This window comes from Algoriphagus ornithinivorans (assembly GCF_900115305.1).
Taxonomy (GTDB): domain Bacteria; phylum Bacteroidota; class Bacteroidia; order Cytophagales; family Cyclobacteriaceae; genus Algoriphagus; species Algoriphagus ornithinivorans.
The window spans coordinates 169,727-188,474 of record NZ_FOVW01000008.1 but is presented as its reverse complement, the minus strand read 5'-3'; the positions used below and the strand labels follow the sequence as shown (position 1 = coordinate 188,474).

The following is an 18,748-nucleotide window of genomic DNA, read 5'->3' as shown; positions in this document are numbered from 1 at the left end:
GATGGACTATAAAATAATGTGGTTAAATCGTGGATGTAAGCCTAAGATTGGGTACGCTTGTTGCGGATGATAAGGTTAAATTTTAACTAAATATTCCAAGATAATTCTTGGGAGGATTTAAAATTATAAATATGAGAATTCACCATTTTTTGCTGATTGTTTTTATAGTTAGTTGTACTCCTGAATCCAACTTTAAAAGTATAAAATATTTAGACCCACACTTTGTAAATGAAAGTTTCGATGATTGGATTCAATTAGAACAATCCTTTTTCTTAGAGATACCAGACTCCATTGTTGTAGGAGTAATAAAACAAATAGAATTTACGGATTCTTTAATTTATTTATTGGAGGATGGAATTACATCCTCGATTTTGGTTTTTGACAGGGAAGGCGATTTCAAAAGGCAACTTTTGAAATTGGGTTCGGGACCAGGTGAATATGTACAGATTGATTTGTTTGTTTTTGATAAAAATCATATCTCAATCTATGATCGAACTCAAATGAAATTGATAAAGTATTCCTTAAAAGACTTCTCAGTTTTCCAAGCGTTTGATATCGAAGATTATTTGGTTGGGGCTCTTTCAGTTCCAAATACTAGCAGTTTATTTTTTGTATCCGATACAGATGTGGAGACGGGAATTCAAAAAGGCTATGGATTTTCTAAGGAAGATTTTACAAACTTAAAGTTCAAGCCTCAGTTTTCAGGTTTTATTGAAGGTTTTCTACCCCAAAGCATTTCTCATTTTGGGGAAAACTATTTCCTTGTGCAACCATTTAGTGACAAAGTTTACCAAATCGGGAAAGATTCTATTTATTTAGTTGATAGAATTGATTTTGGAAGTAAAAGAATTCCGGAAAAGGTCTCCACATTTGATCGAGCAGAGGATTTATATGAAATTCTTTCATCAGATTCCTATTTTTTTGCTCCAACGAATCTCCTTGTTAGAGATAGTATAATTTCATTTAATTTCTTCAATGAAACTATCGATAATCTAAATTTTGGATTGATCCAAAATGGGAAAGCCTACCGTTTTTCGATAGATTCCAATCTGAAGGAGTTTTTCCTAAAGCCGATAACAGTTCGTGAGGATTTACTTCATACCGTATTGTTACCCGGTGAATATAATGAAGAAATAATTGAGCTATTAAATCTTACTAAGGATGATAATGAAAAACCCATTTTGGTATCCTATACGATCGGTCAATAAATGTCTGATTATTCCATTTGTATTTATCTGTTTTCAGTCAATTGGACAAGAAAGAAGCGCGACATATTTCTATTCTTCTAATGAGCAGATTCCCCTTGCCTATCTCAGAGTACAAGTTGAGGGCGGTAGTTTTATGGATTTTACTGATCTTGCTGGGAAACTGGAATACTTAAAAAAGGAAATCCCAGAAAATGCCTTAATTAATATCTCAGGCTACGGAATCAATGACACGCTACTTTCGATTAAGGAAATTTGGAATCTGGATACGATATTTTTACCAAGTAAAGAGTTTGAGCTTCCAGAGGTAGCTGTGAATTCAACTAAACTAAGTGAACTGAAAATAGGTGATGCAAAAGCAGAAGGTTGGCAGGCGACCAAACCTATCGGCTTAATTGGGTCCGCTCAGGGGGAGTTTTATCGATACACTATTCGTGTAAAAATCCCGAAGAAAAAGCAACTTTATTTAGATAAGTTAAAGTTTTATGTATCTGATATTCTTAAAGAAAAAGTTGATGTTTCCATTAGGATATTACTTCCAAATAATAGGATGGATATTAAACCTGGGAAAAATAATTCAATTCATGATTTTTCGGACCTACTTCAGAGAAATAAAGTAGTTGAAGTACTCAAACCAGGTTGGGTGCAAGTGAATTTTGATGAATATGTTGGTATTCCAGAGGGAGTGAAAGACTTATTTATTGTTTTTGATCTATTGGAAAAAGAGCCCAAGTCGAATTTTGCTCTAGCAGATCAAAGGGTAAGTAAAGATATTGATTTGGGTTTCTATATCACTGGAGGCGAAATTGGAGTATTCAACCCTGACAAGTTCCATCCTGCGATTGAATTAACCTTTTTTAAAGAGTAAGTGAATTTAACATCCAATAAATATAAAGAAATCACTGAAAGGCCTGTTAGCCCCCTAAAGTTTGTAATTGATTAGAAGTTAGAACCTATGAAAATTTGTTTTATAGAAGCGCTAAGAAATTCATTTTGGCTCTTTTTTTATTTCCCTATCTTAATCAGCTGCCGGTACTCATCTTCGTAAATCACTTTTTTAGGCAGCTCAATTTTCAAACTATCCAACCTTTTCAGGGAAGTGGCCACTATATCATTCAAGTGCAGAGGATGATCTTTTTTTGTTACTAGGATCAAATCAGCATAGGCCTCAGGCTGCTGCAAAGCATGCATGTAATAAGGGCTGAAATGTCCTTCCCAAGTAAAGCTTTTATCCAAAGTAGAGAGCTCAGGGTAGAAAATAGCGTCATCAGCCAAGATATGTGCACTATTTTGATTTTGTAATGCCAAGCTTGCTTTTTCAATGGACTTTAAATTGGGGTCCTCTTCAGGGTCAAAAATACTGGCTGCAAAATGTCTTTCTTGTTGAACTATGCTATTTTCAAAGTAGCCAAACTCCAGCAAGACTGCTAAAACAGGCAAAGCCAATGTCAATACTTTAAGAGTTAAAGACCTTGATTTCAAACCATTTTGGGAATAAAAAAAGGCAGCTATAGCTGAGGCTGTGATCAGGGATAGGTTGTTTAAATCCAGATATAGCATCTTATTATCTGCTGCTTCGGAAATTGCAAAAAGGATGACCAAAATAAGAATAAAGCTTTTTGCTGCTTGATTTTTACTATCCAGGATTTGGTAAATAGCTGTAACAGATAATAGAAGAATTAAGCCCAAAAATCTTGAATTGATCTGAGCCAAATTAGGCCAAAGGTCTTCATTTATTGAGATTAAAGGGAAGAGGACAGAATATGAATTCCAGCTATCTCCTGTGCTTTTTTCAAAGAAAAAATAACTGCCACTGAATACCTTGTTGATCATCAAAAAAATCAGGTAGCTCATTAAAGGGATAAATGCAACAATCAGAACAGAGGAGAAAAAGCCGGTAAAGAACTTTCTCCGCTGAGAATTATTGCTGAAAATCACGGAAGCCCTCGTATAAAAGTTGCCCCTGATTCCCTTGGCTTTGAAAAAGCTGACAAAGAATAGAACTGGCACTAACAACAAAATCAATTTCATGTATTCCATATCCATCAATACAAAAAGTCCCATGGTCAAACTCATGAGAGTAAGATGGAAAACTGAATGTGATTCGGTGTATTTAAAGGTCACATAGAATAATAAGTAATACAGGACTAGATAAACAGCCAAGCTTGTTCCAGAAGTGCCGGCAAAAAGAATGACAGGACTAAATAAAATGTACAGGAAGAAAAATTTTGAAGGGTATTTCCCTTTCCAGCTCTTGAAGAAAAGATGATTAGTCAGGCCTCCAATGAGTAAAGCGTTTAAGAAAAAGCTTCCAGGAATGGATGAAATGAAATTGAAGGGAACACTGCTTAAGAAGAAAACGGCAGGGCTTGTGAAGTAAAATGTTCTCAAGAATCCTTCAGGAAAGCGAACAAGAATATCAGCTCTATAATCCACAAAAAAGGATTCAAGCGTGTAAAAACCTCTGGATGCCAGCCATTGGGAAAGAACCAAGTATCCTATGCTGAAAACCAGCCATCCTAGCCAATATGAAATTTTACTCTTTCTCATATAGAACTAGGTTTACTGCTTTTGGTGAGTCCATGATTGGTCTTCTCCCAGTAAAATGGCTTGGTAATGAGCTGGATTAATCCCTTGTATGCGGAAATACTGTGCATGAGCCAGTATAATGGATTGATTAAAGCATAAAGAATCAGCGTATAGGACCGGCGTCTAAAGACTGCCATCATATTGACATAGATCATCATCAAATTCCCCACAGAGAAGTTGAAGATGGCTATGATTACCAACCAGTCCGGGAAGAATAATTGAATAGATTCCAAGATATTTTGACTGACAGAGTAATCCGTCCAAAAGAAGAGAAAATCTAAAAGCCCTGTATTCAAGATCAACATAAAGATTAGAAACAGCAGGAGAATGGGATAAACTAAAAATGTGAAAAAGGTCCCGCCTATAAAGAATTGAAATCCAAAAAAACCCTTGACTCCTACTTTTTGAAGTAGCTTGATTGGGTTTCTCATATGCACGAGATAGGTTTGCATATAGCCTTTAATCCACCGAGATCTCTGCCTGATCCAGTTGAAAAAGTCATTATTTGCCTCCTCCAAAGTAGTAGAGTCCAAAACGGTCACTTTATAGCTTTTGGCATAAGCTCTCAGTCCGAGGTCAGCATCTTCGGTTACGTTGAACCCGTCCCATCCACCTAGCTCCATCAGTTTGTCGAACTTGAAGTGGTTACTTGTACCTCCAAGCGGGATTGGAACATCTAGATTGTCCAGGCCGGGAAGCATATAGTCAAACCAATAGGAGTATTCTAAGGTGAAAAGCCTTGTCAGCAAATTTTCCTTTTTATTAAAATAATTCAGGGCACATTGGATCACGACATAGTCATCTGGTATTTTCTTAAATAGACTGGTAACTAGTTTGAGTTGATTGTTATCCGGGATATCCTCAGCATCATAAATAGTCAGGTATTTCCCTTTACTAAAGTATAGGCCATAATTACAGGCTTTGGGCTTAGTTTTAGGCTGGGCTGGCGGGATAATGAGCGGTTCGAAAATACATGGAAAATTCATGTCTTTTACCGCATTGTAGGTCATCGCATCATCAGCCTCTATCAATAGTTTGACATCCAGTTTTTCGAGTGGATAATCAAGGTTTCTTAGATTCCAAACCAATTTATGGATCACCTCAGATTCTTTGAAAACAGGTAATAAGATTGTATAAATCGGCAATTCATCATCATTTACTTTATCCAATTCCGCCTTGCTCACTTTTCTGGAGGTTTCCATTCTGGAACCGTATAGCGTGAGAAGAAATTTGAAACTTATTGAAAGAAATAAAAGCGCATTGAGGATGAGATTGAAGGTAATAGCTACCCCGACCGGGAAAAAATAAAATAATGAAGCACCCAAGATTAGAATAGCCCCAATGAAGATCAGTTGCTTTTTTGTAAATGTTTCAATGGCGCAACTTTCTCTGTCACTATCGTAAATCCTAAATATGGCTTTATCCAGATAGTCTAAGCCATAGGTAATGTGCAAAGCTTTCAGGACATCCAAGTCCTCTGCAACATGGAATTTGTCAACTTTTTGGCCCAGCAATTCTTCCACATTGTTGATATTGATACTGTCAGAAGGATCTGATAATACCACTTCTAGATAATCATCAGTTTGCTTTAGAGGGAATACTAGACAGTCTAAGAACCAGTGAAGTTGCGTTTTGACCACCTCTTGATTGGAGATTGCTTCAAGAGATTCAAAATTGAACTGATAAAGTTCAACGCCTTCTTCTATCAAGGCTTTTTTCCAAGCTCTCCTGCTTAAGTAACCATAGTTGAGTGCAATCTTTAAAAAGCTTTTTTGAAGAGACTTTTCCAGAAATTCAATTCTTTCAATCTGGTCGGCCCGCAGATTTCCTTTTTCTTGAAAGAGTGATTTTCTGTAATATTCTTTCGTATGCATCATTTGGAATCAATTCTAATGACCGAGAAGACCTGAAAACCTCTTCCTATACCTGAATTTCTATTTAAAATATCATGGAATAAACCTCCATAAAGCGAGATTTTCGGAGTGAATTCATAACCTAAATTTGCTGCAGCTTTGAGCATGCTGAAATCTGCTACCAGCTGAAGGTTATTTTCGAAGAACTCACTGTCATCGCTGAAGGAGAAAATCCCGTCTAACTCACCCATTAAGACAAAACCCTTGCCCAAGCGAATGCCCTGTGAGGAATAAAGTCTAATTTGAGCTGGGTCACTAGGAAAGAAATAGCGAAAACCGGCTTCGATTTTATGAAAATTGTTGTACTCCCCCATCCAAGGTGCGGTTCCACTCAGTATCAACCTTCCTTCCATTCCAAATTGGTCATAGCCAGCAAAAGGAAGTTGGTTGTTTTGATAGGCCGGAATGAAACCTGTTACAGAGCCCATCAAATAATGGTTTTTAAGCTCTTTCAGATGAAATCTCAATCCCAATTCTAAGTCACCTAGGTCAGTATTTTGTTGCTTTCGCTGTGAATCTTCGTAAGTATTGAAGAACATTGGGATGGAGCCGAAAATATTTACTTTGTAACCACCTAGTGGAAGGCTAAAATAAATTCGTGGATTATAGTTCTGGAATTGCCCATTATTTTCGAAAGGAATTTTTGTCCCATTTCTGTCTCTATAGGCATCAGCCCTGTAATTACTCAAATAAGGAGAAATCAAGGCTTGACCCCTGTCTTGTTGCCAGGGGTTTTGAGCCAAAGTTTCTGTCGCAAAAAGGGCGAAGAGAAAAATGAAAAAATAGTTTCTTTTAGCGCGCATCCTCAATATTCTTTTTGGAAGACTCTGATTTTTTGAAAATATAAGAGAGCAATACAATGATAACTGTGATTACTACCACGATAATGAAAAGTCTATAGGTTTCCCAGAATGAAAGGAATCTATTTTGACTATCCATTTCTTCATCCAGGACTGTTTTGAATCTTAGATCAAAGAAGAAATATCGCTTTGGATTGGATATTAGGACATTCCCTGAATTTGTTAGAAACTGATCCTGCACACCATTAAGGGCCATTTCCATAGCTTCTGTATTTCTAGCCTGGTTGCTGACCATCATAAACTTGCTTCCATTATGATTGAAGAGCTGAATGAAAGCCAAATCATCCCCATAACTCACGTTGAAAAAGCGTTTGACTTCATCTGATTTATAGGAAATACTATCCTTGTAAAATCTGATGTACTGATCTTCCTTGAAAATGTCATTATAATTTTCAGGGGAAGCAGTTAAAAGCACTTTATTAGTATTGCCATCTGCTACCTGATTGGCTGTGCTGACAGCATTGATTTTAGGGAAATAGAAGCCCGATTGGCCGGAATAACGGGTGTTGATCAATTGAATTAGCTTTGAAATGCTAGGGATTTCTTTTGGGCTAACTGCATAATCATACCAAATTTCCACTGGAGACCCTTCAAAGTTTTTTGGGAATGATGCGAAAGTCAATGGAGTGTTTCTGTAGAATACAGGGCTTAAAAAGGACTCCAAAGGATCTATTTGAGCATAGAATTCTGAAGCATTAGTGTTGCAGATACCTCCCGCAGGGACGTAAATATATTCAATTCCCAAATAGCTTCCTGTAGCGAATGTAACTCGATTAGGGCTTACCTGAACCTGTAATATGCCCGTTTCATTCAGTCTATAAGTTCCGATAAGGTCATTGTTGATGTAGATGTTGGCAAAACCACTTTCAGAAGCTGATACGGGTTTATGGTTGATCTTCAGTTGCAATTGCAAAGACCTGAGAGTTGCTTTGGACAGATAAGAAGGAAGGGTTAGGTTTTTTCTGATTTTCCCCATTCCAGTCATCATCTCAGTGTCCATCCCCAATTCCTCTAGGTTGTAGGTGTTTTTGAGAGTGTAATTATATTGAAGAGTTTTTTCAACTGACTTATTTACTTTGACATGATCCGTAAGTGCGGAGGAAGTTAAATCGCTATTGAATAAAAACTGAATAGCTTTTTCAATGGAGCTGACATCCGGACCAGTTAAAAGCATACTTGAAGTGAAGAAAGGCGTGGCAGTTAAGCTATCAGTTTGTGAGGTGTAATGCATCTTAATTTCACCCTGTCCAGCTGTGTTTCCAAAGGATTTTTCTTCAGAGAAAGCTTTTTGGATTTCTGTTCCGCTGCCTATCACTAGCGCTCTGTGGATTAATTTAACATTGCTTTTATCCAAATATTCTACCGGAAGATTGACTCCAATTCGCTCCCTGAAGAAATAATGGAGGTAGGATGCGACCTCTAGTTGACTTGCTAGACTTTCTTTTGGGATAAGAATTCGCTCCACTTCTGGTAAAAACTCTTCAATAGTCCATGCCGGAAGCTCCTTAGGGTAGCTGATGAAATTTTCTAAAAGGAAAGATTCTGGAGTGATTTCCAGCCAGATTCCGGTTTCATCATAATCTCTACAGTCTTCATCTCTCAGGAAGAGATTGGATTTTACCTCCAATTTCACAAAGCCGGAAGCCATATCAGATCTTTTTAAAGGCAAATCCACTCGAATGGTATCAGAATACTGCCCAATAAATGTTGAAAGAACAGGTCTGTCCCCAACCAGGAAAGTGATGGTGCTTTGTTTTTTCTCAATCAGCTGAGAAGGAATAATTTCCAGATGAACATAGCTGTTTTCATAGTCTCTTCTGGGCTTGTGTTTAAAGTAAAAAACGGTGCCGGCTCTTGGACCATAAATTACAGACTGCTCTGGGTAACCAAAATCCGAAAATGGGGATTCGTTGGTTTGTCCGTTTGCAAAATTTGAAATTCCAAGAATTAGGAAAAGAAGAAAAACAGAAGTGGCTTTGGTAGAGATTCTGGCCATTAATTTAATTGGTTAAGAAACAGGCTGTGATGATTTAGGGAATTCTAATTTGAAGGTTACGCCTTCGGTCATACTAGTGGTGTATTTAAAATAGCCTCCCATTTTTTCTGTCAGGTTTTTGGCTATTTGCAAGCCTAAGCCTTGTGGGGGAGCGAAGCTGGATTGAATTTCAAATTCATCCAATGGCTTGAAGATCTGATTTAATACACTTGCAGGGATTTTTGCGGAAGGAGCAAGGATTTCAATCCTCACTCGGGAATCCAAATCTTTGGTCAAAAGGATTACCTTATGGTTTGTTTTAGACCAGTCGATAAGATAATTGAGTATTTTTTCGATCAGGTTCACAAAAACATAAGGATCTGCAAGAATAGATGAATCAGTATTTTCAGTCGAAAAATCTAATTCCACACCTCCAGCTTCCAATCTTGGTTTGAGTAAACTTTTTACCTTTTTGAAACTGCTCTTCAGGTTAGTGTTTTGAATAGCTAAACGTAGGTGCATATCCGAATTTTCTTCGTCATTTCCGAAAATATTATCCACATCAGTTAATAAATCTGTACTTACTTCCTTTAAAAGTTGAAGATAATTCTGCTCTTCCTCTTCCAATGCGGTACCACTTTCATCAATGAGTTTGGACAAGCCTAGGATATTGGTGATTTTATTTTTGATGTCGTGACGGAGAATTTGATCTTTTTCACGGTCTATTTTTAACAATTGTTCAATCTCAACCAATTTCAATTGAACCTCATTGACTTTCTTATTGAGCTTTCCAATGGCTTCATCCTTTTTTAAATCTCTTTCCAGATTAAGTGTATAATTCCTTTTTCTGGCATCAGGAATAAACGCAGTTAAGACTAGAAGTGAAAAGAAGGCATATCCCCCTAGATTTAAGTTGGCTTCTAGGTTGACGAAATCATCCTGCCATTCAAAAATCATAAACATGATCAAAATGCTGACTACCAATCCAAAAGCAAATCGGGAATTCCAGAATACCAGGTAATTAGAGGAACCTATGACCAATGTTAAAATGGTAAAATAGAGGGTAACCACAAATCCTGAATGGAGATGAATGATATTAAAGCAGTAGGAAGAAAATAAAAGTAAGTATCCGAAAATCAACCAATCAGGAGATTTGATCTGGGGTTTGATGATATTGTAGGATAAAAAACCCAATAAAATCAAAATCACTTTAAAGATAAATGTGACTTGCCAGGTAGTTTTGAGGACAAAAAACTCGAGGATAAAAAAGCCAATTAAAAGGCTGATAATTCCCCAATAAATATACTCTGCTGCGTCCCAGGTTTTTTTGCTATATGCTTTTTCAAGATCTCCTGACTGAAAAGCTGAGGTCTGTGAAATTAAATTCATTAAGTGCTCGTTATTCTAAAAGTTTATGCTGATTAAGATAAAAAGATTAATTGGTTTATCATGGAGTTATCTCATTTTCCCAAATAATTCCCTTATTGCTTTCCAGTTAAACATCTATTAATTACATACTTTGATCAAATTATTATATCTAATTCTGTTGACTTTCCTTTGCCAATTGACTCAATCCCAAACGATAGCAGATAAGGTTAATCTATCAGGTATGGAAAGGTCGTGGGATTCTCCGAGATTTAAAAGTGCTGAATTAACTCGGGAAATAAAAAATATTCAAAAAAAGGGTTACACACATATCAGGCTTCCCGTAGCTCTCTCTTACCATCTTCAGTCTAACCCCAGATTTTTATCTGAGCTTGAGTCCCTTATCCGTTTTACAGAAAAAGAAAGGCTCCAAATTATACTTTGCAATTTCGATTCGGAATTGAATAGAAACAATTGGCAATCGCATAGTAGCGTGATTAAATCTAATTGGCTGAGCGTGCTAAAAAAAATAAGTTTTGACACAAAATATCTGGCTATAGAATTAGTAAATGAGCCCTTAGTAAATCCGGATACTTGGGAAAATATTTTGATGGAACTGCTTCCTGAAATCAGAGAAGTTAAGCCAGATATCCCTATCATCATCGGAGCGACCAATTATAATAGCTTGTACGAATTGAGTAGAATGAGACCTTTAACTGGTTTCGGAAATATCATCTACACTTTTCATTTTTATGAGCCCTTCATTTTTACTCATCAGGGAACTCCGTGGACGGGAAATCAAAACTCAACAAGGGGAATTCCCTATCCTTTTGAAGAAGGAAAAATACCTTCCCTGAATCCTAAGGCTAAAGGTACATCCGGGGAAATCAACCTGAGGGATTATTATCAAACAGGAAATATGCTAGCCATTGAAGATAAAATCAGCCAAATTTCTGAATGGGCGAAACAAAATCAGGTTTCAATTTGGTGTACAGAATACGGCGTCAGTAAAAATGCTGATCCTGCATCCAGAAAAAGATACCTGGAAGATGTCAGTGCCACTCTTCATAAATATGATATCCCGGGATTTATATGGGAATGGGAAGGTAATTTTGGAATTAAGTCCCTCATCCACCATTCGAAAAGCACTAAAGGTAACAAGTGAGTTTCAACTCAATTCAGTCACGCTTGGGATTAATCATGATATGAGCTCGATGGGTGCCGGGGTCCATGATCCATGGAAGTCCGGGGCTGGCTGGTTTTAAGGGGAGACCGGTACTTTCAGTAGTTGCCCAAGGGATGTAGACCACAGAACGTATGTAGGAATTTTTCACCTCGCCATTAGTCCAGTTTATATCAGATTCATCCGCCGTTAAGGCATGCAGCACACTTCCCTGGTCGGGGAGTTTTAATTTCTTGGCTTTGGCTTCTGCCTCTCTGATATCAAAGATTTCCTGAGCTGATTTGCCTTCCTCTCGCAATTTCCAACCTCTTGCCATAAATGCTTGGGCACTTTTGTGATAGCATGCTACACTTAGCCCTTCCCGGCTGGGATCATCTGCCAAGCAGACCGTTTCATTGTTTCCTTGTCGCAGCAATACAATTTTTCCATCGGCATATCCATATACAGTGGCATTAGCTCTTTGATCTTCCGGAGCGGCCAATACTGCCATTTTTATTTGTATATCCTTGGAAGGTTGAGATTGAGAAAAGGCAGAAAAAGCTGCTAAAATCATAAAAAGACTCAAAAATGCTTTCATAGTCAGTAATTTTGGGTTTACCTTCAATTTACACAAACCTTTAGCTCTTTCAAACCTTGCAAAGGTTTAATAATCAGAAGTTTTGCAGACCAGACCCTTTACTTACCTATTTTCCTTATCCTATTATGGAGCCCGATTCAAAGGATGGGCTATTCAAAAAGGACAACCTACCGTTCAAGGGAAACTAGAGCGGGTTTTTAGATTTGTTTTGGGAAATGACGACTTTACTATCCTAGGAGGAAGTAGAACAGATTCGGGGGTGAGTTGCAGGCATGGTTACTTCCAATTTTTTTCCAAAGAAGCTGTAGATTGGACTATTTATCTCGCAAGTCTGAATGAAAATCTAGCAGTAGAGATTCAGTTGTTAGAAGTGAGGGAAGTAAACAGAGACTTCAATTTAATCAAGCAAATCGAAGCCAAAACATATCGCTACTATTTTTCGACAGCGTCCACTCATTCATTTGCATCAGCCTATATGGCTACCCTATTCGGAGAGTCGGATATAGAGAAAATGAAAGACGCGGCTTCTCTTTTTCGAGGGGAATATGATTTTAGGGCATTTTGTACGCCTTCAGTGAATAAATCCAATTATCGAAGGGAAGTAATTTCCTGTAGAATTTCCGATTCTAATGATTTTCAAGGCGAATTTTTCCCAAAAAACCAGTGGATGATGGAAATCAAAGGAAAAGGATTCTTGCATCATCAGGTTAGAAAAATCATGCGGGCTATTTGGTATGCGGGCTCAGGAGAGTGGAAAAGGGAGGATATTACTCAAAGATTGGAAAATCCCACGCAGGATTGGGGAATAATACCTGCAGCACCTGCCCATGGCTTGATATTGTGGGAAACTATCCTAAAAACTGATTGAAAATTGCATACAAAAATCAGAAACAGTTCTCATTCAATTTCTTGTTTCTGAAACCTTTCCGCATCAAAAATCATTACCTTTGCATCCCAAATCGAGGAACAAAGTGAAAGCGAGAACATTAAAGAAAGACAAAGTCAATATCATCACCATGGGTTGCTCCAAAAACCTGGTGGATTCCGAAGTGCTTTTAACCCAGTTGAAAGGAAATGGAATCAATGCCAGCCACGAGTCCAGCTCAGATGATAATAATATCATTATCATTAATACTTGCGGATTTATAGACAATGCCAAGCAAGAATCTATAGATACTATCCTTCAATATGTGGATGCAAAAGAGCAGGGCTTGGTGGATAAAGTATATGTGACCGGCTGTCTTTCTCAGCGGTACAAAGACGATTTGGAAAAGGAGATTCCTCAAGTCGATGCATTTTTTGGAACACGGGATTTGCCTGCTATTTTGAAGAAATTCAAAGCAGATTACAAGCATGAATTGGTTGGGGAGCGACTACTAACTCACTCGGCGCATTATGCCTACATGAAAATCTCCGAGGGTTGTGACCGCCCTTGTTCCTTTTGTGCGATTCCTCTGATGAGAGGTGGACACGTGTCCAGACCTATCGAAGAATTGGTGAAAGAAGCTCAGCATAAGGCTGCTCAGGGAACCAAGGAATTGTTGTTGATTGCTCAGGATTCGACCTATTACGGTTTGGACTTGTATAAAAAGCGAAATCTGGCCCAACTCTTAAGACAGCTTTCAGACGTGGAAGGAATCGATTGGATTCGTCTGCATTATGCATACCCAACCGGCTTTCCGATGGATGTGATTGAAGTGATGAAGGAGCGATCCAATATTTGTAATTACTTGGACATTCCTTTGCAGCATGGTTCTACAGATGTATTGAAAGCCATGCGACGTGGAACTACCCGAGAAAAGCAAGAGGAATTGATCTATAGAATTCGCGAAATGATTCCTGAAATAGCCATCCGTACTACCCTAATAGCTGGGCATCCTGGCGAAGGTGAAAAAGAATTTCAAGAGATGGTGGACTTTGTGGAGCGAATGAAATTTGAGCGATTGGGAGTATTTACCTATTCCCATGAAGAAAACACCCATGCTTTTGGTATGGAGGACAAACTTTCTCAAGAGGAAAAACAGGATAGAGCGAATCACTTGATGGAAGTACAGGAGCAAATCTCCTATGACTTGAATCAGGAGAAAGTTGGGAAGACCTTCAAGGCCTTAATCGATAAAAAAGAAGGAGGTTACTTTGTAGGCCGAACAGAATTTGACTCTGTGGAGGTAGATAATGAAGTACTGATAGACGCTTCCAAGCATTATTGTAGAGTAGGTGACTTTGTCAATGCCAAAGTAACTGAGGCGACGGAGTTTGATCTGTATGCGGATGTAATTGATTGAAATTCAGAATGTGATTAAAATTGGAGGTTTGTTTTGAAAGTGCTATTTTTAATAGTCTTTTAAAGTAACTTAAAATTATGTTTTCATTTATTACAACAATTTTTTTTCTTTTTTCTACTCCAGATTCAACAGGGGTAAACTATTTCTATTTTGGGAATACTAATTTGTTGGGGGTAGGAAAGATAGTTGATGACAAAAAGGAAGGTCTCTGGAAAGTGTATATCCCAGACGACCCTTTTGATTTTCCTCAGCCCAGTTTATTACAAGCAGACCAGGAGGTTTTCGAGGATAAATTTTCTCAAGAAAGAATATTGTTTCAGATTCATTTCAAATCAGATCTTCCAAATGGCTTTTTTCAAGAAAATTATCCTTCAGGAGAGATAAAATATCTTACCTTTTTTAAGGAGGGAAAACCGCATGGTGATTTCCGGGAATTCCACAAAAATGGCATAATGAAGGCTCATGGTACTTTTTCGGAAGGAAAGATAGATGGGGCTTGGGAGGAATTTAATGAAATTGGGAAACTGGTTGTTCAAGGAAATTTTAAAAATGGCAGACAAGAAGGCGAATGGGTAGAGCAATTAGATTATATGCCTGGATTTTACAGAAAAGGCAGTTATCTGCTGGGATTAAAAGAAGGAGAATGGGTTCTTACTGATGAATCTGGTGAAATCTCTCAAATTGAAATTTTTGAAGACGGGAAATTAGTCTCTGTTGGGACATTCAAAGCAGGAGACAAGGAATTAAAGGGAGGAAATTTAAAAAAAGGCTCTGGAATTAGGGTCTTCTATGATTTGGAAGGGCATATGGTGGCCAAGGGAAGATATTCCACAGGAATCCCCAAAGGCGACTGGTACTTTTATTTTCCGAAATCAGATAAGGTTTTAGCAGAAGGAAGGTTGTATGGTTCTGATCGTGTTGGTTTGTGGTATTTTTACAGTTATGATGGAGAAATTATTGACCAGCAAGAATATTATTCGAATTCATTGTATTCCGGCCCCAATTCTCAAGGTTTAACATTCCAAGATCAATGGAGTCCTAGCTCTTCGCCAGATGCTCTGCAATCAGCACATCAAAGTATATTTAATTCCAGATACAATATGAATGGCTCATTTTTAAGGGCGAATTAATTAATGGCAAGAGATAATCGGTTATGCTGCTTCTCCTGAAGCAGCATTTTTTTGACAATTTCTTAAAAAGGTTTTTCTAATCTTCTAGCAAAAAGACCTTATTTTTAAATATGAAGAACTTGTTCCTTTACCTATTTGCATTTTTACCCATGTCTGTTTCTGCTCAATACTCTTATGATCTGCAAGGCCATAGAGGCACGAGAGGATTAATGCCTGAAAACACCATCCCTGCGATGACCAAAGCTTTGGATTTGGGCGTGACCACATTGGAATTGGATTTGGCGATTACGAAGGATGGACAAGTGATCCTCTCACATGAACCTTTTATGAATCCGCTGATCTGTCTTGATTCAGAAGGAAATCATATCGCATCGGGAGATCATTCCTTTAATATTTATCAGTTGACTTATCAGGAGATCTTGGCTTATGACTGTGGTTCCAAATTTCACCCGGGCTATCCCCAGCAGGTCAAGTTTTTTGCTACCAAACCACTTTTAGAAGATGTCTTTGCAGTAGCAGAAAAGTATGCAAGCGATATGGGGCTTCCTCAGCCTCGTTATAATATTGAAATCAAAAGTAGTCCCGATGGAGATGGAATCTATCATCCTGAAGTTCCAGAGTTTTCTGATAAGGTGGTGAAGCTGATCGCTGAAAAGTTGGGTTGGGAAAGAGTCAATATCCAATCTTTTGATTTTAGAGTTCTACAATATATTCACGAAAACCACCCAGAGGTGCCTCTTGCGATGCTGGTAGAAAATGCTGCTACATATCAAGAAGATTTGAAGGAATTGGGATTTGTTCCCGATATTTTTTCTCCCCATTTCAGAAATTTGAATGCTGAGATTATTGCTTTTTTTCATCATAAAGGAATGAAGGTAATTCCTTGGACGGTTAATAACACCGAGGAAATGAATAAGCTTCTGGATTTAGGGGTCGATGGCATCATCACTGACTATCCTAATTTGGCTCCGAAACGTTAATTTTTGCCGTTTGCGGATCATGGGTTAATTTAGCCGATTAAAATTTTCTCCATGAAACTGATCGAAGTCACCACACCTACCCATCAGAAAGAGTTTATCGAAATGGCGGTGCGGCTTTATAAGCATGAAAAAAACTGGATTCGTCCGCTTGATAAGGATATTGAAGGGCTTTTTCACCCGGAAACAAATAAACTTTTTAGAAATGGAGCCAAAGCGAAACGCTGGTTGCTAAAAGACGAAAAAGGTCAGACCATTGGGAGAATAGCGGCATTTATTAATCCCAAAATGAAAGAAAAGCAACCCACGGGTGGAGTAGGTTTTTTCGAATGCATAGAAGATCAGAATGCGGCTTTTTTGTTGTTTGATACAGCCAAAGAATGGCTTCAAAGCGAAGGGATGGAGGCGATGGATGGACCTATCAACTTTGGAGAGCGGGACAAATGGTGGGGATTGTTGATAGATGGCTTTTCTGAGCCTAATTACAATATGCCTTGGAATTTCAGCTATTATCAGAAGTTTTTCGAAGATTATGGGTTTAAGCTTTATTTCAAGCAATTCACCTATATGCGACCTGTTCAGAATGTGGGTTTTGATGAAAAAATGATCAAACGAGCCAATCAGGTCATTGCAAACCCTGATTACAGCTTCCGGTATATCAAAGGAAAGGAACTCCAAGAGAAAGCCCCCGAGTACTTTATGACGGTCTACAACAAAGCTTGGGCTCGCCATATGGGGAAATCTATTGCATTGAAAGAGGCTCAGTTGATGTTTGGAAAAATGAAACCAATCATTGATCCAAGATTAATCTACTTTGCTTTTTACAAGGAAGAACCTGTCGGTTTCTTTATCCAAATCCCTGAAATCAATCAGATTTTCAAGCATGTGAATGGAAAAATGGACTTGCTTGGTAAGCTGAAGTTTCTTTGGTATAAAACCTTTTCTCCGCCTAATAAAATGTTGGGTTTGGTCTTTGGTGTAGTGCCAGAACATCAAGGCAAAGGTGTTGAAAGCGCGATGATTATCAGCTATGATAAAATGAGTGGAAAAGCTTCCTTCCCGTATAAAACCATAGAGATGAATTGGATAGGAGATTTTAATCCAAAAATGATGCGTGTTTGCGAGCAACTATTAGCGGATATATACAAAACACATCACACTTATAGATACTTGTTTGACAGAGAAAAGCCATTTGAGAGACATCCTATATTTGATTGAAAAAAAGTCCGATGCTGGATGTCTGATGACCGATGTCAGGCTGAGCGGAGTCGAAGCCTTTTCTACTTTGAAAAAAGATTTAAGAAATACGATTTACGAGGTTTCCTTGAACTTCAATTCAGATTTTCAGCTTAAGCTTGAAAAGTATGATTATCGAATGTCAGGCTGAGCGCCTGCCTGACGTCAAGTCAGGGAGTCGAATGTCAGGCTGAGCGCCTGTCTGACGGCTAGTCAGGGAGTCGAAGCCTTGTCTTCCTTGAAAATACGATTTACAAATTACGAGGCTTGTGAGAACCTCAATCGTTATCTTTAGGACTTGAGGTTTTAATATCGAATAATGAATTAAACCAACATTATAACCTTTAAACATTACAACTTACCAACTAATTATAAATGAAAAAATACGATGTAACTGGCATTGGAAATGCCCTAGTAGATATTGAATTTAAAGTAACAGATCAGTTTTTTACAGATAATAGCGTAGAAAAAGGCTTGATGACTTTGGTGGATGAAGAGCGTCAAAACCACTTGATGAAAGTGATCAATCATGCAGAAGCAAAAAAGCAAGCCGGAGGTTCTGCTGCCAATACAGTCGTAGCAGTTAGCCAATTTGGAGGAAAATCTTATTATAATTTCCGAGTAGCAGCTGATGAATTGGGGCTTTTTTATTTGAAGGATTTAATTGACTCCGGAGTAGAGATTGCTTTGTCAGAGGACAAATTGGAGGCTGGCGTGACCGGAAAATGCTTGGTGATGGTAACTGAAGATTCTGAACGGACCATGAATACTTTTTTGGGAATTACTCAGAATTTTTCAACCAATGACATCAATGATTCGGCGATTCGGGAATCCAAATATCTATTTATCGAAGGATATCTGGTGACCTCACCCAATGGGAAAGAAGCCATGATGCATGCCAAAAAGGTTGCAGAAGAAGCCGGCACCAAAGTGGCTTTGACCTTTTCTGATCCTGCCATGGTGAAGTATTTCAAAGATAATTTTGATGATGTGATCGGGCCAAGTGTTGATCTCCTTTTTGCCAATGAGGAAGAAGCCATGCTTTACACAGGTAAGGATAACCTGATGGAAGCAAGAGAGGAAATGAAAAAGTCAGCTAAGCATTTTGTCATCACGCAGGGTAAAAACGGTGCGATGATCTTTGATGGGGATACCTTTATCGATATCGAGCCTTACAAGACTACGGCGATTGATTCAAATGGTGCTGGGGATATGTTTGCCGGGGCCTTTTTGTATGGAATCACTAATGGGCACAGCTACGCATCCAGCGGAAAATTAGCCTCTATGGCAAGTTCTCAGATTGTAAGTCAGTTCGGCCCTAGATTAAAGTGGCATCAAGCCAAAGAGATTTTGGGAAGGTTAAATCCTTAATCGAGGCTAAACTCTGTCAGTTAGAGTGGAGTCGAAGGGTCCTCGACTCCGCTCGGACTGACACATACTATCGTCTTCTAGT

Annotated in this window: 16 protein-coding genes; 10 read left to right on the top strand and 6 right to left on the bottom strand. The window is 38.2% G+C overall.

Annotated elements, in window-relative coordinates; genetic code table 11:
* Positions 1–131: 131 nt before the first annotated feature.
* On the top strand, positions 132–1,208 hold the full coding sequence (locus BM073_RS13915; protein WP_139217502.1) for a 6-bladed beta-propeller: 1,077 nt from the start codon (positions 132–134) through the stop codon (positions 1,206–1,208).
* On the top strand, positions 1,168–2,073 hold the full coding sequence (locus tag BM073_RS13910; RefSeq protein WP_091654926.1) for a hypothetical protein: 906 nt from the start codon (positions 1,168–1,170) through the stop codon (positions 2,071–2,073). Before BM073_RS13915 ends, BM073_RS13910 begins: the two co-directional genes overlap by 41 nt.
* Positions 2,074–2,210: 137 nt before the next feature.
* Here the strand turns inward: BM073_RS13910 and BM073_RS13905 are convergent, their stop codons facing one another.
* From BM073_RS13905 to BM073_RS13885, 5 genes are read right to left on the bottom strand one after another with little or no spacing between them, the layout of a single operon-like run.
* Positions 2,211–3,755, bottom strand: a complete 1,545-nt coding sequence (locus BM073_RS13905; protein ID WP_091654925.1) for a hypothetical protein — start codon at positions 3,753–3,755, stop codon at positions 2,211–2,213.
* Complete coding sequence (locus BM073_RS13900) at positions 3,752–5,671, bottom strand: glycosyltransferase family 2 protein (protein ID WP_217643114.1); 1,920 nt, start codon at positions 5,669–5,671, stop codon at positions 3,752–3,754. The genes BM073_RS13905 and BM073_RS13900 overlap by 4 nt, the downstream gene beginning before the upstream one ends.
* Positions 5,668–6,510, bottom strand: coding sequence for a hypothetical protein (locus tag BM073_RS13895; protein ID WP_091654923.1), 843 nt, complete (start codon positions 6,508–6,510; stop codon positions 5,668–5,670). Before BM073_RS13895 ends, BM073_RS13900 begins: the two co-directional genes overlap by 4 nt.
* Positions 6,500–8,563, bottom strand: a complete 2,064-nt coding sequence (locus BM073_RS13890) for a cellulose biosynthesis cyclic di-GMP-binding regulatory protein BcsB (protein ID WP_091654922.1) — start codon at positions 8,561–8,563, stop codon at positions 6,500–6,502. The genes BM073_RS13895 and BM073_RS13890 overlap by 11 nt, the downstream gene beginning before the upstream one ends.
* A gap of 12 nt (positions 8,564–8,575) precedes the next feature.
* Positions 8,576–9,931 carry a sensor histidine kinase gene (locus tag BM073_RS13885; RefSeq protein ID WP_091654921.1) on the bottom strand — a complete coding sequence of 452 codons (1,356 nt, stop codon included), beginning with the start codon at positions 9,929–9,931 and terminating at the stop codon, positions 8,576–8,578.
* 130 nt (positions 9,932–10,061) lie between these two features.
* Here BM073_RS13885 and BM073_RS13880 point away from each other — a divergent pair, with 130 nt between their 5' ends.
* Positions 10,062–11,072 carry a glycoside hydrolase family 5 protein gene (locus BM073_RS13880; RefSeq protein ID WP_139217501.1) on the top strand — a complete coding sequence of 337 codons (1,011 nt, stop codon included), beginning with the start codon at positions 10,062–10,064 and terminating at the stop codon, positions 11,070–11,072.
* Between the two features lie 13 nt (positions 11,073–11,085).
* Here BM073_RS13880 and BM073_RS13875 read toward each other — a convergent pair whose 3' ends face one another.
* Positions 11,086–11,667: a hypothetical protein gene (locus BM073_RS13875; protein WP_091654996.1), complete on the bottom strand. Its 582-nt coding sequence runs from the start codon at positions 11,665–11,667 to the stop codon at positions 11,086–11,088.
* 82 nt (positions 11,668–11,749) lie between these two features.
* On the opposite strand from BM073_RS13875, the gene BM073_RS13870 reads away from it, so the two are divergent.
* The 7 genes from BM073_RS13870 to BM073_RS13845 all read left to right on the top strand — a co-directional run bounded on the left by BM073_RS13870 (position 11,750) and on the right by BM073_RS13845 (position 18,666).
* Positions 11,750–12,535 (top strand): tRNA pseudouridine synthase A, encoded by a 786-nt coding sequence (locus BM073_RS13870; protein WP_091654919.1) that lies wholly within the window; start codon positions 11,750–11,752, stop codon positions 12,533–12,535.
* Between the two features lie 103 nt (positions 12,536–12,638).
* Positions 12,639–13,952, top strand: coding sequence for a 30S ribosomal protein S12 methylthiotransferase RimO (gene rimO, locus BM073_RS13865; protein WP_091654918.1), 1,314 nt, complete (start codon positions 12,639–12,641; stop codon positions 13,950–13,952).
* A gap of 77 nt (positions 13,953–14,029) precedes the next feature.
* The gene (locus BM073_RS13860) at positions 14,030–15,082 is read left to right on the top strand and encodes a toxin-antitoxin system YwqK family antitoxin (protein ID WP_091654917.1); all 1,053 of its coding nucleotides are present in this window, start codon (positions 14,030–14,032) and stop codon (positions 15,080–15,082) included.
* 110 nt (positions 15,083–15,192) lie between these two features.
* A complete protein-coding gene (locus BM073_RS13855) occupies positions 15,193–16,062 on the top strand; it encodes a glycerophosphodiester phosphodiesterase (protein ID WP_091654916.1) in 870 nt (289 codons plus the stop codon).
* Positions 16,063–16,113: 51 nt separating this feature from the next.
* Entirely contained in the window at positions 16,114–17,277 is a 1,164-nt protein-coding gene (locus tag BM073_RS13850; protein WP_091654915.1) for a hypothetical protein, read from the top strand.
* On the top strand, positions 17,252–17,446 hold the full coding sequence (locus BM073_RS17975) for a hypothetical protein (RefSeq protein WP_139217500.1): 195 nt from the start codon (positions 17,252–17,254) through the stop codon (positions 17,444–17,446). Before BM073_RS13850 ends, BM073_RS17975 begins: the two co-directional genes overlap by 26 nt.
* 224 nt (positions 17,447–17,670) lie before the next feature.
* Positions 17,671–18,666 (top strand): adenosine kinase, encoded by a 996-nt coding sequence (locus tag BM073_RS13845; protein ID WP_091654914.1) that lies wholly within the window; start codon positions 17,671–17,673, stop codon positions 18,664–18,666.
* The last annotated feature ends 82 nt before the right edge of the window (positions 18,667–18,748 follow it).

Excerpts from the sequence above, each read along its gene's own strand:
- BM073_RS13915 (WP_139217502.1), top strand. The coding sequence starts at position 132 with ATGAGAATTCACCATTTTTTGCTGATTGTTTTTATAGTTAGTTGTACT.
- BM073_RS13910 (WP_091654926.1), top strand. The coding sequence starts at position 1,168 with ATGAAAAACCCATTTTGGTATCCTATACGATCGGTCAATAAATGTCTG.
- BM073_RS13905 (WP_091654925.1), bottom strand. The coding sequence starts at position 3,755 with ATGAGAAAGAGTAAAATTTCATATTGGCTAGGATGGCTGGTTTTCAGC.
- BM073_RS13900 (WP_217643114.1), bottom strand. The coding sequence starts at position 5,671 with ATGATGCATACGAAAGAATATTACAGAAAATCACTCTTTCAAGAAAAA.
- BM073_RS13895 (WP_091654923.1), bottom strand. The coding sequence starts at position 6,510 with ATGCGCGCTAAAAGAAACTATTTTTTCATTTTTCTCTTCGCCCTTTTT.
- BM073_RS13890 (WP_091654922.1), bottom strand. The coding sequence starts at position 8,563 with ATGGCCAGAATCTCTACCAAAGCCACTTCTGTTTTTCTTCTTTTCCTA.
- BM073_RS13885 (WP_091654921.1), bottom strand. The coding sequence starts at position 9,931 with ATGAATTTAATTTCACAGACCTCAGCTTTTCAGTCAGGAGATCTTGAA.
- BM073_RS13875 (WP_091654996.1), bottom strand. The coding sequence starts at position 11,667 with ATGAAAGCATTTTTGAGTCTTTTTATGATTTTAGCAGCTTTTTCTGCC.
- BM073_RS13860 (WP_091654917.1), top strand. The coding sequence starts at position 14,030 with ATGTTTTCATTTATTACAACAATTTTTTTTCTTTTTTCTACTCCAGAT.
- BM073_RS13855 (WP_091654916.1), top strand. The coding sequence starts at position 15,193 with ATGAAGAACTTGTTCCTTTACCTATTTGCATTTTTACCCATGTCTGTT.
- BM073_RS13850 (WP_091654915.1), top strand. The coding sequence starts at position 16,114 with ATGAAACTGATCGAAGTCACCACACCTACCCATCAGAAAGAGTTTATC.
- BM073_RS13845 (WP_091654914.1), top strand. The coding sequence starts at position 17,671 with ATGAAAAAATACGATGTAACTGGCATTGGAAATGCCCTAGTAGATATT.